We start from the raw sequence: 14,808 nt of genomic DNA on the forward strand, positions 1-14,808 counted from the left end.
GCCAGATGTGCCAGCCAGCACAAACGGCCTTGGCAGTCAGGCAAAAACGCGGGGAATGGGCAGCACTGCCCCAGGGTTGCTGCGCCGAAGTGCTCGACGCGGTAACCCAGGGAGAGGTGGTTTTCGAGGGGCTGTTAGCTGATTTGCTGGATGAGCTCAGCCAGCAGTTTGATCCCAGGACGGATACGTTCGGCGGGAATCGACGAGTATCCCAGACGGAAGTAATTGAGCGGCGGTTGCTCGCTGCAGAAATGAATATCCCCGGGCTCGATCAAAATACCGTGCTCGGCGGCCTCCTTCTGCAGACGTCGCGCATCCAGGCTGTCGGGCCCCTTGACCCAATAGCAGGAGCCACCAAAGCTCGGCTCCTGGGAGGATTCGGGCAAGTACTCACGCAGGGCGTCGCCCATCTGCTGATGACGCTCCTCGTAAGCCCGTACCAGGCTCATGATCAACGCATCGTGGTAACCGCGCTCCAGGAACAACGCCACCGAGCGCTGATTGTTCGCCGCCGGATGACGCACCATCAACCGACGCAACGCCCGCGCCTCGCGGATCAAGGCTTCAGGCCCCACCAGATAGCCAACCCGAAGGCCCGGTGCCAGCGTCTTGGACAGGCTACCGACGTAAATCACCCGATCATTTTTATCCAGGCTCTTGAGCGCCGGAATCGGGTTGGCCTTGAAGTTGGACTCGCTTTCGTAGTCGTCCTCAATGATCAGGAAATCGTGTTCATTGGCTCGCTGCAACAGTTCGTAGCGGCGCTCCAGGGGCATGGTCACGGTGGTCGGGCACTGGTGGCTGGGCGTGGTGTAGATCAGATCGCAATCGTTGAGCTCATCGCTCAGGATCAAACCATGGTTATCCACCGCCAGCGGCTGAATGCGCGAGGGGTTGAGCGTGGCGATATTGCGGATGTCGACGTAGCCCGGCTCTTCAATGCCCATCAGGCTGTCGGGGCGCAACAACAGACGCGCCAGCATATACAGCGCGTGCTGCGCGCCGACCGTCACCAGGATCTGCTCAGGCGAAGCCCAGACACCACGACGTGGCAATAGGCGCGTCCTGATCTGCTCCATCAACAGGGGGTCGTCGTTGTCGAAGCGATCCGAGGCCCAATCACGAATCGCCGGGATGCTGACCGCATCGCGGCAGCATTCACGCCAGTTGGCGGTCGGAAACAGGGCCGGGTCGAACTGCCCGTAGATAAAGGGGTATTTATAATTCTGCCAGTCCCGTGGCTTGCTCATGTTGCGTTGCTGCGAGGGTTGCAGCACGAGACGTTGCGACCAATCCAGCTTGGTAGTATCGGCCTCTTCCTGGCCTGCACGTGGCGCTTCGACTTTGCGAGCCAAAATGTCCGGATTGATATAGTAGCCACTGCGCTCACGGGCCACCAGGTAGCCGTCGTCGAGCAGGTGTTCGTAAGCCAGGACCACTGTGTTGCGCGCAATATTCAGCTGTTTGGCCAGCTTACGACTAGAAGGCAACGGGCTATCGAGCGGGATGTTGCCGTTGAGAATGACTTGGGCGATTTGCTCGCGCAGTTGCTGTTGCAGATTGGTGGATTTTTCGGCGGACAGATGGAACAACTGGAACATAGCGGCCTCGACTGAACGAACGACAAGTGCTGGCCCCGCACACCACTCGGCCAGTCACTTCAAAATGCTCTTGCCACCGCTGACGCGGCGATTGCCCCGGCAGACTAGCAACAACACTATCCAGCGCGCGACATATAACGCCGCAGAAACACAAAAACCGGTCCCTCAACCACGTTGAGGGACCGGTCTGATCAGGGCTGGAAAGCCTTATAGGTTAGGCGCAAGGCGGCCAATGGCGCTGTCCACCGCGGCGATGATTGCATCCAGATCCTCTTTTGTGGCGATCAACGCCGGGCTGAAGCACAGGGTATTGTTGAACTGCTCAAAGCTTCGGTTAGTACGCCCGATCATCACCCCTTGGCGCATGCAGTCAGCGGCGATGGCAATCGGCAGGCTCTCCGGCACCGGCTCCTTGGTCTGGCGGTCCTTGACCAGCTCCAGGCCACAGAACAGGCCCTTGCCGCGCACATCACCAATCACGGAGTACTTGTCCTTAAGCTCATTCAGGCGACCCATGAAGTACTCGCCCATATGGGTGACGTTCTCCAGCAAGCCCTCGTCCTCGATGATGCGCATATTTTCCAGCGCCGCCGCCGGGCCTGCAGCGCAGCCGCCGAAGGTGCTGATGTCACGGAAGTAGCCCATCCGGTCATCGGCCTCACCCTTGAACGCCTCGAAGACTTCTTCGGTGGTCACGGTGCAGGAGATCGCCGCGTAACCACTGGCCACACCCTTGGCCATGGTGACGATGTCCGGCTTGATGCCGTAGTGCTGGTAGCCAAACCACTTGCCGGTACGACCCAGGCCGCACACTACTTCGTCAATGTGCAGGAGGATGTCGTACTTCTTGCAGATCGCCTGGATGGTCTCCCAGTAACCCGCCGGCGGAGTGATGACGCCACCGCCTGCGGTGATCGGCTCGAGCACCACGGCACCCACGGTGTCCGGCCCTTCGGCGAGGATGACTTTTTCCATCTCCAGGGCGGCGCGCACGCCATAGTCGGCTACGTCACCAAACTGTGAACGGTATTCGCAGCAATGTGGAAACTCGACGAAACCTGGGGTGAAAGGACCGTACTGGTTCTTGCGCTCGAACTGGCCGGTCGAGCTCAGTGCAGTGATGGTCGTGCCGTGGTAGTCACGCTCACGGAACAGAATCTTGTGCTTTTTGCCGCCGTACTTCTTGTGCGCAATCTGCCGCACAATCTTGTAGGCCTTCTCGTTGGCCTCGGAACCGGAGTTGGAGTAGTACACCCGGCTCAGGCCAGGCATTTTCTCGATCAGTTTCTTGGCGAACAGCGCGCCAGGAATGTTGCCGGCGGAGTTGGCGAAATAGTTCATCTTCACCAACTGATCGCGCACCGCGTTAGCAATACTTTCGCGGCCGTAACCCACGTTGACGGTCCACACACCGCCAGAGACCGCATCCAGGTACTCGTTGCCCTTGATGTCCCAGAACTTCATGCCCTTGCCTTCGACGACCATCAGCGGATCGTTCTGCTCCAGCGGTTTGTGCTGGGTCAGGTGATGCCAGACGTGAGCGCGGTCACTGGCCAACACACCGACTGAATCGTACTCGTGATCTGTAGTTTTCATGCCTACCTCGGACTTGAGCATTTTTATTATGGGCCGCCGGGCAACCGATAAGCGCCAGGCACCGAACACGGGAGGAGCAGTACTGGACATCGCGATGTAGCACCCACCCTTGAAGACGAAACTAAGAACAACCAGCGCGCGCAGTTAGAACCAGTTATTGCCCACGCATGATGCCAGCCGCCGATCACCGCGCTGGACTAGCGCCGCAACCGCGACTGGCTCTTTAAGCGCTGCGCCACCCGCCTCACCCTGCGAGCACGAATAGTGGTCAGCGACAGGAGAACCTGAGTGATTGAAATACAGATCAATGGGGTGGCCCAACGGTTGCCGGTGGGTATCAATCTGGCGCAGTTGCTCAACCAACTACAGCTGCAAGAGCGGCGCCTGGCCATTGAACACAACCTTGAGGTGGTCCCGCGCAGCCAGTACGCCGAGCTACGCCTGCAGCAGGGCGACCGCCTGGAGATCGTGCACGCCATCGGCGGCGGCTGATCGCTGCCGACAGAGCCATAGCCCTATCCCCTACCCGGAGCCTCTATGACAATCGCAATCACCACCCCCGACCCGCTGATCATTGCCGGCCAGGCCTACGCCTCACGCCTGCTGGTGGGTACCGGGCACTACGCCGACCTGATCGAGACTGGCGCGGCCATCGAGACCAGCTCGGCGCAGATCGTCACCTTTGCGGTGCGCCGCAGCAACCTCGGCCAGGATGCCGATCAGCCCAATCTGCTTGAGGTCATCAAGCCTGAGCGCTACACCCTGCTGCCCAATACCGCCGGCTGCTACACGGCCAAGGATGCGGTGCGCACCTGCCTGCTGGCGCGTGAACTGCTGGACGGCCACGACCTGGTCAAACTGGAAGTGCTCGGTGACAGCCAGACCCTCTACCCGGACATCGGCGAGACCCTGATTGCCGCCCAGCAATTGGTCGGCCTGGGCTTCAAGGTGATGGTCTACACCAGCGACGACCCGCTGGTGGCCCGACGCCTGGAAGAACTGGGCTGCGTGGCGGTGATGCCCTTGGGCGCGCCGATCGGGTCTGGGCTGGGCATCCGCAATCCTTACAACATCCGTTTGATCGTGGAAAACGCCCAGGTCCCGGTGATCGTCGATGCCGGTGTCGGCACCGCGTCCGATGCCGCCATCGCCATGGAACTGGGCTGCGACGGGGTGCTGATGAACACCGCTATTGCCCGTGCCCGCGAGCCGATCCGCATGGCCTCGGCGATGCGCAAAGCAGTCGAGGCCGGCCGCGAAGCGTACCTCGCCGGGCGCATGCCGCGCCGGCTCATCGGGGATGCCTCCTCGCCGTTGAGCGGCCTGTTCCTGTAAAACGCTGAACGCACCGCGGTTTGCCTGATACACCGCGGTGCGGCCATCGCACGTAGGAGCCGGCTTTAGCCGCGATGAACGCGCCGCGGTCTTCCTGATACACCGCAGTGAGGCCATCGCAGCCAAGGCTGGCTCCTACAAGCCGCGATGAACGCACCGCGGTTTGCCTGATACACCGCGGTGCGGCCATCGCGGCTAAAGCCGGCTCCTACCCTGGGACGCTAATGGATTCCGGTGCGAAGGAAAGCGCCAGTTGCGCGGCCGCAGCCTGCAATTGGGGAATGTTTTCGATCAAGTCGTTAAGGCTTTTGCGGGCCGTGGGCGCATGGCAGGCTAGCGCCGCCAGGCAATGACCCTCGGCATTTCTGATGGGCACGGCGACGGCCACCATGCCCCGGACGAACTCCTCACTGTCGATCCCTACTCCGCGTGCGCGGATACGCTCAAGTTCCGTTTCCAACAGGTCGACGTCGGTAATGCTGCGATCGGTCTGAGGCGCCAGCTCCAGGTGCTTGAGCACCTCTGTGCGCCGGTGCGCTGGCATCTGGGCGAGAAACAACTTGCCACTGGCGGTGCAATGCAGCGGCACATGGGTGCCAGGCTCGACGTGCAGGCGCAAGGGCTCGCGGGTTTCCACGCGGTCGATGTAAATCACGCTATCGCCATCCAATGCCGTCAGGTTGCAGGTTTCACCCAACTGTCGCACCAGCGTCTGCAAGATAAGGCGACTTCGCTGCAGCACGACTTCGTTACGCAGCAGCGACAACCCCAGGCGACTGGCGCGAGGGCCGAGCAGGTAGGTCTTCTCGTCCACTTCGCGCAGCAGAAAACCAAGCCGCTCCAGCGCGACCAGCATGCGCAGCAGAGTGGCCTTGGGCGTCTCAAGCCGATCGCACAGCTGTGCAAGCGACAGCGGGGCATCCGCGCTGGCAACGGCTTCCAACAACAGCAGCGCGCGCAAGCTGCGATCCGGGTTTTCTCCGGTCATCGGCTCTAGCACACCATCCCCGCCTTTCGGTTCGATTCGTACCATTATTGAAAATCCGACAAAAAGACAATTTGTAACTAACCCATTCATTATTAATGAATTAGTGATCGCTTTAGCAAAGTGGACTTACAAACACTCCAATTCTGGCCCCATCAAAGTGAAATGGGCTGTTCTACTTTGTATCTGAAATTCGGGTTCACAACTATAAAAAAGAGGATTTCGGATGTCACAAGCCTATGACTTCGTCATTGTCGGTGCCGGTTCCGCCGGTTGTGTGCTGGCCAATCGACTCAGCGAGAACGGACGCTACAGCGTTTGCCTACTGGAGGCGGGGCCTGCGGATCGGTATCCGTGGATCCATATCCCGATAGGCTACGCCAAGACCATGTTCCACCCGGTCTACAACTGGGGCTTCTACACCGATCCAGATCCCGGCATGAATGACCGGCGCATCTACTGGCCGCGCGGCAAGGTGTTCGGTGGCTGCAGTTCCATCAACGGGCTGATCTTCATCCGTGGCCAGCGCGCCGATTACGATGCCTGGGCCAGCGCCGGTAACGCCGGTTGGGGTTGGGACGATGTATTACCTTACTTTCGTCGCGCCGAGTGCAACGACCTTGGGCCTGGCCCCACTCGCGGCACCGACGGGCCATTGTCGGCGTCCAGCATCAAGGCGCGGCATCCCCTCACCGAAAGCTTCATCGGGGCGGCAAAAGCGCTGGGTGTACCCCACGTCCAGGATTTCAACAGCGGTGACCAGGAAGGCGTCGGCTATTACCAACTGACCACCCGCAAGGGGTTGCGCTGCAGCACGGCGGTGGCCTACCTGAACCCAGCCAAGCGTCGCCCGAACCTGACCATCGAGGCGCTTGCCCAAGCCGAAAAAGTCCTGTTCGAAGGCACCCGTGCAGTCGGCGTCCAGTACCGCAAGAACGGTCAGTCGCTGACCGTAAAAGCCAAGCGCGAAGTGATTCTCAGCGCCGGTGCGTTGCAATCACCGCAGTTACTGCAACTCTCTGGCGTCGGCCCTTCGCAGTTGCTGAAAAAATTCAATATTGAGCCGGTGCATGTGTTGCCTGGCGTGGGTGAAAACCTGCAGGACCATCTGCAGATTCGCATGATCTACGAATGCACCCAACCGATCACCACCAACGATGACCTGCGCTCGCCCCTGCGTAAATTGCGCATGGGCCTGCAATGGCTGCTGACCCGCGGCGGGCCGTTGGCCATCGGCATCAACCAGGGCGGGCTGTTCACCCGCGTGATGGAACAAAGCGACACGCCGGACATTCAGTACCACTTCGGCACGCTCAGCGCCGACGCTGCCGGCGGCAGTGTGCACCCCTTCTCGGGCTTCACGATGTCAGTTTGCCAATTGCGTCCCGAAAGCCGCGGCTATGTGCGCATCACCTCGACCGACCCTATGCAACCGCCGTCGATGCAGCCCAATTACCTGTCGACCGAACTGGACCGCAAAACGGTGATTGCAGCGGTGCGCTACACCCGCAAGCTGGCTGAGACCGGCCCGCTCAAGCAGTTAATTCGCCGCGAGCACCGGCCTGGCAACGAGGCCCAGAGCGACGAGCAGATTCTCGAGTTCTGCCGTCAGTACGGGGCGACCATCTTTCACCCCTCCGGCACCTGCAAGATGGGCAGCGATCCACTCGCCGTGGTAGATGCGCGCCTACGCGTACACGGCGTGCAGGGATTGCGAGTGGTCGACTGCTCGATCATGCCGACACTGGTCTCCGGCAACACCAACGTCCCCGTGGTGATGATCGCCGAAAAGGCCTCGACGATGATCCTCGAAGACTGCCTTCAACCCAGCGCCCGCACTCCGCACGCCATGGCGGCAGCGGCGCCTGGACTGAACACAGTCGCCTCTTGATGGAACATGAAAGGTAGCGTGCCGATCGCGCTCACCCTCCACATAAAGACAACAATAGGAACACTCACATGTCCACGCCCAGCCCCGTGCGCAAGGTGGTTATCGCAAGTGTTATAGGCGCAACCATTGAATGGTATGACTTCTTCCTCTACGGCGTCGTCGCCGGCATTGTATTCAACCAACTGTACTTTCCGAGCGATGACCCCCTGGTCTCCACCATGCTGGCCTACGGCACCTTCGCCGTTGGCTTTCTCAGCCGACCGATCGGCGGTGTGATTTTCGGCCACTTCGGCGACAAGATTGGTCGAAAAAGCATGCTGATCATGACCATGATGATCATGGGGGTGGCCACGTTTCTCATTGGCCTGGTGCCGAGCTACGACAGCATCGGTATCTGGGCCCCCATTCTTCTTCTGTTGCTGCGCGTCGTCCAGGGCATCGGCCTGGGGGGCGAATGGGGTGGCGCCGTGCTGATGGCCTTCGAGTACGCGCCCAAACATCAGCGCGGTTTCTACGCCAGCCTGCCGCAGATCGGTTTGGCGATCGGCTTGTGCCTGGCCTCAGGCGTAGTCGCACTGCTGTCCTTTGTGCTGACGGACGCACAGTTTCTCGAGTGGGGCTGGCGCATCGCCTTTCTGCTCAGCGCAGCCCTGGTGTTCGTCGGTACCTGGATTCGTCTGAACGTGATGGAAAGCCCCGAATTTGCCAAGGTCAAGGCGGACAACGCAGAAGCGGCCATTCCGTTCGTGGACATGATGAAGCGTTACCCCAAGAACGTGCTGGCCGGTATGGGCGCGCGCTACATCGACGGGGTGTTCTTCAACGTGTTCGGCGTATTCTCGCTGAGCTACCTGACCCAGACCCTCAACCTGCCGCGCTCCGATGCCTTGATCGGGGTGATGGTGGCGGCGGTGGTGATGTGCTTCACCATCCCGATGTTCGGCGCCTTGTCCGATCGTATCGGCCGCACCCGGGTGTACTTCTGGGGGTCTCTGATCACTGCCCTCTGCGCCTTTCCGGCCTTCTGGCTGATGATGACCAGCAATGGCGACATGTTCATGATCTGGATGGCCATCGTGATCCCATTCGGTATTTTCTACGCGGCGATCTACGGCCCTGAGGCGGCCATGTTCTGTGAGCTTTTCGACGCTAAAGTGCGCTACACCGGCATCTCTTTCGTCTATCAGTTCTCCGGCATCTTCGCCAGCGGCCTGACCCCGGTGATCGCCACCGCGTTGATGCGCAGCAGTGGTGGGCAGCCCTGGACAACCTGTCTCTACGTGCTGTTTGCGGGTGCCGTCAGTGCCTACTGCGCCTGGTGGATTGGCAAGCGCAAAGGCGAACAGATGACCAACGAGTTCAGCACGGCCCCAGGCGTCACGTCCTCATAGCCGCCTGACCGCTGAACCCAACGCAAATGAACATCTGTAGCCGCTGCCGTAAGGCTGCGATCGACCGCGAAGCGGGCGCCGGGATCTTCAAATCCGCATTAGCGCCCCTGACGGGCCGCATCGCAGCCTTCGGCAGCGGCTACAACGGACCTTGTCATTTACCGAGGCTTAGGGCAGGGTCGATCACATTAGTATTTCTGCCACAGGAGTCCTACATGTCAAAGCTATATCCCAGTATCGATCCCGAAGGGCTGGTCGAGTACTCGGTGGTCTACACCGACCGCTCGCTCAACCATATGTCGAAGTCGTTCCAAGGGGTGATGAACGACATTTCCAGCACCCTGAAAAAGGTCTACAACGCGCAGGCCGTTGCGGTGGTCCCCGGCAGCGGCACCTTCGGCATGGAAGCGGTGGCGCGCCAATTTGCCGGCGGCCAACAGTGCCTGGTGATACGCAACGGCTGGTTCAGTTATCGCTGGAGCCAGATCCTTGAGATGGGCAACATCCCGGCGGCGACCACTGTACTGAAAGCCCGACCGGTTGAAGCCGGCCGCCAAGCCGCCTTCGCCCCACCACCCTTGGACGAAGTGCTGGCAGCCATTGCGGCGCAGAAGCCGCAGATTGTCTTCGCCCCCCACGTCGAAACCTCATCGGGGATGATCCTGCCCGATGACTATCTACGCGCCGTCGGCGACGCCGTGCATGCGGTGGGTGGCCTGTTCGTGCTGGACTGCATCGCCTCGGGCGCGCTGTGGGTCGATATGCAAAAGTGCGCTGTCGACCTGCTGATCAGTGCCCCGCAAAAAGGCTGGAGCGCGTCCCCTTGCTGCGCCTTGGTGATGTTCAGCCCCCTGGCCCTCAAGCGCATCGAGCACACCCAGAGCAGCAGCTTCGCCTGCGACCTGAAGAAATGGCTGCAGATCATGCAGGCCTACGAACAGGGCGGGCATGCTTACCACGCGACCATGCCAAGCGATGCCCTGGCGCGTTTTCGCGATGTGATGAAAGAGACCCAGGACTACGGCTTCGACAAAGTCCGCGGCGAACAGCAAGCACTCGGCGACCGGGTGCGCGCGCTGTTAACAGGCAAGGGTTTCAAGAGTGTGGCCGCAGCCGGCTTTGAGGCGCCCGGCGTGGTGGTCAGCTATACCGACGATGCCGAGGTCAAGAACGGCAGCAAATTTGCCGCGCACGGCCTGCAGATCGCCGCCGGCGTGCCGTTGCAATGCGACGAGCCGGCCGACTTCCAGACCTTTCGCATCGGTCTGTTCGGGCTCGACAAGCTGCACAATATCGAGCGCACGGTCAGCACGCTCGAACAGGCGCTGATTGAGGTCATTGGCGACTAAGCCACCCACCTTCGCTAAGGCTCGCGGAAGATCAAACTCCCCGCGAGCCCAGTGCCTTGGAAAATTGAACTGAGTGAACCTCAGGCACTGACCTGTTCGGCCTGGGGCATCAGGCTGGCCATTTTGCGGCCAAACAGTTGAGCCATCACCTCGGGGTCACCCGCCGCTTCGTCCAATGCCTCGACGACGGCCTGCAGGGTCGGCCGGGTCTTGGCCAGCAACTCGTCGATGTAATATTCCGGGGCGACCTGCGTATGCGCCTCGTAGCGGCGAAAGAGTGCGAGCAGCTCTGGGTCCAGCTTGATCGTCAGCGTATCGGTGGACATCTGATTGACCTCTCAAGGTTGTTTGGCGGCAATCGCCATGCGTGTAACGACTGAGGTCATCCTTAGCCGCCACCGCCTTAGGCCATAGAGCCAGTTTGAGCCTGGGCATGGCGCCAGCCGCCCACTGGCCCATCGAGTGCCGGTAACTGGCACCTCCAAGGGGCCAGTCGCGTCCCTAGAATCAAGACTTCTATTCCCGACCGTAAGGCGACCCTCATGACCGACCTGAACATCGAACCTGCCAGCCGCCTTGTCTCTGCGCGGGAATTGTTCGGTATCGACTCCAACATGCGCGTGCCGGTGCTCCTCACCCCCAGCGAGCAAGTACCGGAGGTTGATCCAGCCTATCGCTTCAACCCGGAAGTCACCCTGGCAATTCTCGCAGGCTTTACCTGCAACCGCCGGGTGATGCTGCAAGGCCTTCACGGCAGCGGCAAGTCGACCCATATCGAACAAGTCGCCGCAAAGCTCAACTGGCCTTGCACACGCGTCAACCTGGACGGTCATATCAGCCGCCTGGACCTGATCGGCAAAGACGGCATCGTCCTGCGCGAGGGTAAACAGGTCACCGAATTCCAGGAAGGCATTCTGCCCTGGGCACTGCGCCGCCCCATGGCGCTGATCTTCGACGAATACGATGCCGGCCGCCCAGATGTCATGTTCGTGATCCAGCGCATCCTCGAACGTGACGGCAAGCTCAACCTGCTCGACCAGAACCAAGTGATCCATCCGCACCCCTCGTTCCGTCTGTTCGCCACAGCCAACACCGTGGGCCTGGGCAACCTGAACGGGCTGTACAACGGCACCCAGGTGCTCAACCAAGCACAGTTGGATCGCTGGAACATCGTCGCCACGCTGAATTACCTGCCTCAAGCCGAAGAAGTCGCGATCGTCGCCTCGCGGGTGCCGCGTCTGCATGCCCGACATGGCGAGCGCTTGCTGACGCAAATGGTGGCGGTGGCCGACCTGACTCGCCAAGGCTTCGCCAGCGGCGATCTGTCGACACTGATGTCGCCGCGCTGTGTGATTTCCTGGGCAGAAAACATGGAGATTTTCAGCGACCCGGCGCTGGCCTTCCGCTTGTCGTTTCTCAACAAGTGCGACGAAGCAGAGCGGCCTATCGTCGCCGAATACTACCAACGCTGTTTCGACCAGGAGCTGGCCGAGTCGGCGTTCCCGCTGCTGGCTCTGGCTTGACCCTCGCACAGGAAGACCACCATGAACCCGCCGCCACGCCGCGAGAAACGCCAGCAACAACTTGAGGAACTTTGCGCCGCGACACTGCGGGCGCTGTCCGGTGAACGGCGCGTGCGCTACCGCGGGGGCCGCCTGGAAGTGCAGGAGCGGTATTTCCCGGTGCGCGCGCCGCACCTGCACCCGGACCCCGAGCACGATGAGAGCCAAGCCTGGCGCGGGGTGGCAGATAGCCTGGCGCTGCGCTTGAAACACAGCGATCAGGCGCTGGTCAGCCAAGCCCTCCCGACGCAGCCCATCGCACGCCTGGTGTTCGAATTGCTCGAGCAACTGCGCGTCGAGTCGCTGGTGTCCGACGCTCACCCCGGCGTGCGGCGCAACCTGTTGCAGCGCTTCGAGCAATGGAGCCAGCAGTTTCTCGACGCCGGACACACCGAGGGACACCTCGGCCTGCTGCTCTTCACCCTGGCGCAGATGAGCTGGATTTTGCTGTGCGGGGGGCGCGCAGGCGAACAGACCGAGATGCTCATTGAAGCGCCACGGCTGAGCCTGCTCGGCCATTTCGGCGCGTCCTTCGGCCTGTTGCGACGCTGTCGCCATGACCAAGAGGCATTTGCCGGGCATGCCCTGCTGATTGCCGCCAAGGCACAGGAATTGATCGAGCAACTGAATGCCGAATTGCCCGATGACGATGAAGGCACATCGGAAGTGACTGTAAAGATGCACCTGGCCTTCGCCCTCTTACTGGACCCAAGCCAGGATGGCGAGGGTGAAGGCAACAGCAGCGGCGCTGGCCAAGGTAATTCGCGAGGCAGTCACAATGCCTTTACTTATCAGGTGTTCAGCCGCGACTACGACAGTGAGCGCAACGCCGGCAGCCTGGTGCGGCCCGAAACGTTGCGTGAACTGCGCCAGCGCCTGGACCGTCGCCTGGCCGGTCAGGGCCTCAATCTGCCACGCCTGGCCAAGCGTTTGGGCGCCCTGTTGGCAGCGCCTCGTCGAGATGGCTGGGCCTTTGCCCAAACTGACGGGCAAATTGACGCCGGTCGCCTCAGTCGCCTGATCATCAGCCCCGAACAACGCGAGATTTTTCGCCACGAGCGCGAGCGCCCGCACAGTGATTGCCTGGTCACTCTATTGATCGACAACTCCGGCTCCATGCGCAACCACATCGAGAGCGTCGCCTTGTTGGCTGACGCTTTCAGTCGTGCCCTGGAACTGGCCGGTGCACGCAGTGAAATCCTCGGTTTCACGACCGGCCAATGGAACGGCGGGCGCCCTTTGAAGCGCTGGCGCGGCCTGGGCAAGCCCGCTAATCCTGGAAGGCTCAACGAGCTTAGCCATCTGGTCTACAAGGATGCCGAAACGTCCTGGCGCCGCGCCCGGCCGAACATTGCCGCGATGCTCAAGTCCGACCTGTTTCGCGAAGGCATCGACGGTGAGGCGCTCCTCTGGGCGCGTCAGCGGATGCTGCAGCGCGACGCACGACGGCGCATCCTGATCGTCATCTCCGACGGCTGCCCGATGGACAGCGCCACCCACCAGACCAACCAGCAGGACATCCTCGACCTGCACCTCAAACAAGTGACGCAGCAGATCGAGCGGGAGGGCAACATCGAGTTGTACGCCCTCGGCGTCGGTCTGGACCTGAGCCCCTATTATCGCCACAGCCTGGAGCTTGACCTGTCGCGCAGCTTGGACAATGCCGTATTCGACGAAGTCCTGCGCCTGCTCACCACCCGCCACTGATCCCCAAAACCCGGCTCCTATACCCCACCGTACTCGCGCGTAAGGTGTAGGAGCCTGCGGTTCGGCGCTCCGACTTGCCTGCGATAAAGGCACCGCCGTGTATCAGGAAAGACCGTGTCGTCTTCATCGCGGGTAAACCCGGCTCCTACACCCCCGCCGTATGCGCGCGGAAGGTGTAATTACATGGACTCGCCCCAACCGAGGCGTCTATGCGCCACGGTGGCATCTATAAAGAAGCCAACGACAGCGAGGGCGAGCCCATGAAAAAGCATACGACCAACAATCACTCTTTGTCTTCAGCCGACCTAGCAACCTGTTCGACCGTCTCGGTAGATCTTGCCAAGAGGGTCTTCCAGGTGGCCGGGGAAAACGCCCTGGGCCAAGTGGTGTACGAGGACCGAATCAAATCGCGCGAAGCCTTCCAGGCGTTTCTTCGCCAACTGCCCATGAGCGTCATGGTGCTGATGGAAACAGGCCCAGGCGCTCAGGCATGGGCGCGGTTGCTGCAGGCCCAAGGCAACCCGGTGCGGATCCTGCCTGCGCAGCATGTGGCCGATCATCGCAGCGGGCCGAAGAATGATCGCAACGATGCACATGCGATCTTGCGGGCGGGTCGAGATAGTCGGATTGTCTCAGTGCCGGTCAAAAGTGCCGCGGCGCTGGCCATGCAGGCACTGCATCGCGCCCGCCAGGGCTATGTGCGGCGGCGCACGGCCATGGGTAATCAGATGCGTGGCTTGCTGCTCGAGCATGGCGTGGCCTTGGCGCAAGGTGAGGCGGCGATCAGCCGGGTGGTGCCGCGGATACTCAAGGATGCCACCCAGCCGCTGCCGGATCTGCTGCGCGAGCTGATTGCTGAGCTGCTCGGCGAATGGAGCCAGTTGGGCGAGCGCGTCAGCGTGTTGACCGGCCGACTGGAAACGGCCGCACAGCAGGATGAGACGGCGAAAAGGTTGATGACGGTGCGTGGCATCGGTCCGATCATCGCCACCGCGCTGCTGGCCAAGCAGGTCGAGCCTGAGCGCTTCGCCAACGCACGCCAGTTTGCCGCCTACTTTGGTTTGGTGCCCACTCAGCACAGCAGCGGACAGAAAATCCGGCTGGGCAAGATGAGCAAGCAGGGCGACGCCTACCTACGCAGCCTGGCGATCCAGGGCGCGCATGCGGTCTTGAGACAGGTGCGGCCTGATTCGGAACAACCCGATGACCGGCGCTTGCTGCGCTGGCTGTGTCGCTTGGGTCGCAAGGAAACGGCCGTCCGATTGGCCAACCGTACCCTACGCATCGTCTGGGTATTACTGAAAACCGAGCAGACCTATCGTCGCCACATGGGCAATGTCCAGGAGGCGACGATGAGTCACTGATCCACAGAGTTCTGCCACCGGGGCGTT

General features: G+C 61.2%; 12 protein-coding genes. 8 read left to right on the plus strand and 4 right to left on the minus strand.

Annotated elements, in window-relative coordinates; translation table 11 throughout:
* Positions 1 to 134 precede the first annotated feature (134 nt).
* Both pdxR and AC3IX4_RS25450 read right to left on the minus strand, forming a co-directional pair.
* Positions 135 to 1,601, minus strand: coding sequence for a MocR-like pyridoxine biosynthesis transcription factor PdxR (gene pdxR / locus AC3IX4_RS25445; RefSeq protein ID WP_489258084.1), 1,467 nt, complete (start codon positions 1,599 to 1,601; stop codon positions 135 to 137).
* Positions 1,602 to 1,808: 207 nt separating this feature from the next.
* On the minus strand, positions 1,809 to 3,197 hold the full coding sequence (locus AC3IX4_RS25450) for an aminotransferase family protein (protein ID WP_489258085.1): 1,389 nt from the start codon (positions 3,195 to 3,197) through the stop codon (positions 1,809 to 1,811).
* 291 nt (positions 3,198 to 3,488) lie between these two features.
* Here AC3IX4_RS25450 and thiS point away from each other — a divergent pair, with 291 nt between their 5' ends.
* Positions 3,489 to 3,689, plus strand: coding sequence for a sulfur carrier protein ThiS (gene thiS, locus AC3IX4_RS25455; protein WP_489261366.1), 201 nt, complete (start codon positions 3,489 to 3,491; stop codon positions 3,687 to 3,689).
* A gap of 45 nt (positions 3,690 to 3,734) precedes the next feature.
* Positions 3,735 to 4,532 (plus strand): thiazole synthase, encoded by a 798-nt coding sequence (locus AC3IX4_RS25460; RefSeq protein WP_489258086.1) that lies wholly within the window; start codon positions 3,735 to 3,737, stop codon positions 4,530 to 4,532.
* Between the two features lie 208 nt (positions 4,533 to 4,740).
* On the opposite strand, the gene AC3IX4_RS25465 is transcribed toward AC3IX4_RS25460, so the two are convergent.
* A complete protein-coding gene (locus tag AC3IX4_RS25465; protein WP_489258087.1) occupies positions 4,741 to 5,565 on the minus strand; it encodes an IclR family transcriptional regulator in 825 nt (274 codons plus the stop codon).
* A 178-nt stretch (positions 5,566 to 5,743) separates the two neighbouring features.
* Between AC3IX4_RS25465 and AC3IX4_RS25470 the strand changes: the two genes are divergently transcribed.
* The 3 genes from AC3IX4_RS25470 to AC3IX4_RS25480 all read left to right on the plus strand — a co-directional run bounded on the left by AC3IX4_RS25470 (position 5,744) and on the right by AC3IX4_RS25480 (position 10,148).
* Positions 5,744 to 7,408: a GMC family oxidoreductase gene (locus AC3IX4_RS25470; RefSeq protein ID WP_489258088.1), complete on the plus strand. Its 1,665-nt coding sequence runs from the start codon at positions 5,744 to 5,746 to the stop codon at positions 7,406 to 7,408.
* Between the two features lie 68 nt (positions 7,409 to 7,476).
* Positions 7,477 to 8,799: an MFS transporter gene (locus AC3IX4_RS25475; protein WP_489258089.1), complete on the plus strand. Its 1,323-nt coding sequence runs from the start codon at positions 7,477 to 7,479 to the stop codon at positions 8,797 to 8,799.
* 215 nt (positions 8,800 to 9,014) lie between these two features.
* A complete protein-coding gene (locus tag AC3IX4_RS25480) occupies positions 9,015 to 10,148 on the plus strand; it encodes an aminotransferase class V-fold PLP-dependent enzyme (RefSeq protein ID WP_489258090.1) in 1,134 nt (377 codons plus the stop codon).
* An 80-nt stretch (positions 10,149 to 10,228) separates the two neighbouring features.
* Here the strand turns inward: AC3IX4_RS25480 and AC3IX4_RS25485 are convergent, their stop codons facing one another.
* Positions 10,229 to 10,474 carry a hypothetical protein gene (locus AC3IX4_RS25485; RefSeq protein WP_489258091.1) on the minus strand — a complete coding sequence of 82 codons (246 nt, stop codon included), beginning with the start codon at positions 10,472 to 10,474 and terminating at the stop codon, positions 10,229 to 10,231.
* Between the two features lie 216 nt (positions 10,475 to 10,690).
* Here AC3IX4_RS25485 and AC3IX4_RS25490 point away from each other — a divergent pair, with 216 nt between their 5' ends.
* The 3 genes from AC3IX4_RS25490 to AC3IX4_RS25500 all read left to right on the plus strand — a co-directional run bounded on the left by AC3IX4_RS25490 (position 10,691) and on the right by AC3IX4_RS25500 (position 14,781).
* The gene (locus tag AC3IX4_RS25490) at positions 10,691 to 11,671 is read left to right on the plus strand and encodes an AAA family ATPase (protein WP_489258092.1); all 981 of its coding nucleotides are present in this window, start codon (positions 10,691 to 10,693) and stop codon (positions 11,669 to 11,671) included.
* 21 nt (positions 11,672 to 11,692) lie between these two features.
* Positions 11,693 to 13,417, plus strand: coding sequence for a cobaltochelatase CobT-related protein (locus tag AC3IX4_RS25495; protein ID WP_489258093.1), 1,725 nt, complete (start codon positions 11,693 to 11,695; stop codon positions 13,415 to 13,417).
* A gap of 260 nt (positions 13,418 to 13,677) precedes the next feature.
* Complete coding sequence (locus AC3IX4_RS25500) at positions 13,678 to 14,781, plus strand: IS110 family RNA-guided transposase (protein WP_489261367.1); 1,104 nt, start codon at positions 13,678 to 13,680, stop codon at positions 14,779 to 14,781.
* The last annotated feature ends 27 nt before the right edge of the window (positions 14,782 to 14,808 follow it).

It is taken from the genome of Pseudomonas sp. KH_021, assembly GCF_057838865.1.

Excerpts from the sequence above, each read along its gene's own strand:
- pdxR (WP_489258084.1), bottom strand. The coding sequence starts at position 1,601 with ATGTTCCAGTTGTTCCATCTGTCCGCCGAAAAATCCACCAATCTGCAA.
- AC3IX4_RS25450 (WP_489258085.1), bottom strand. The coding sequence starts at position 3,197 with ATGAAAACTACAGATCACGAGTACGATTCAGTCGGTGTGTTGGCCAGT.
- AC3IX4_RS25460 (WP_489258086.1), top strand. The coding sequence starts at position 3,735 with ATGACAATCGCAATCACCACCCCCGACCCGCTGATCATTGCCGGCCAG.
- AC3IX4_RS25465 (WP_489258087.1), bottom strand. The coding sequence starts at position 5,565 with ATGGTACGAATCGAACCGAAAGGCGGGGATGGTGTGCTAGAGCCGATG.
- AC3IX4_RS25470 (WP_489258088.1), top strand. The coding sequence starts at position 5,744 with ATGTCACAAGCCTATGACTTCGTCATTGTCGGTGCCGGTTCCGCCGGT.
- AC3IX4_RS25475 (WP_489258089.1), top strand. The coding sequence starts at position 7,477 with ATGTCCACGCCCAGCCCCGTGCGCAAGGTGGTTATCGCAAGTGTTATA.
- AC3IX4_RS25480 (WP_489258090.1), top strand. The coding sequence starts at position 9,015 with ATGTCAAAGCTATATCCCAGTATCGATCCCGAAGGGCTGGTCGAGTAC.
- AC3IX4_RS25485 (WP_489258091.1), bottom strand. The coding sequence starts at position 10,474 with ATGTCCACCGATACGCTGACGATCAAGCTGGACCCAGAGCTGCTCGCA.
- AC3IX4_RS25490 (WP_489258092.1), top strand. The coding sequence starts at position 10,691 with ATGACCGACCTGAACATCGAACCTGCCAGCCGCCTTGTCTCTGCGCGG.
- AC3IX4_RS25495 (WP_489258093.1), top strand. The coding sequence starts at position 11,693 with ATGAACCCGCCGCCACGCCGCGAGAAACGCCAGCAACAACTTGAGGAA.
- AC3IX4_RS25500 (WP_489261367.1), top strand. The coding sequence starts at position 13,678 with ATGAAAAAGCATACGACCAACAATCACTCTTTGTCTTCAGCCGACCTA.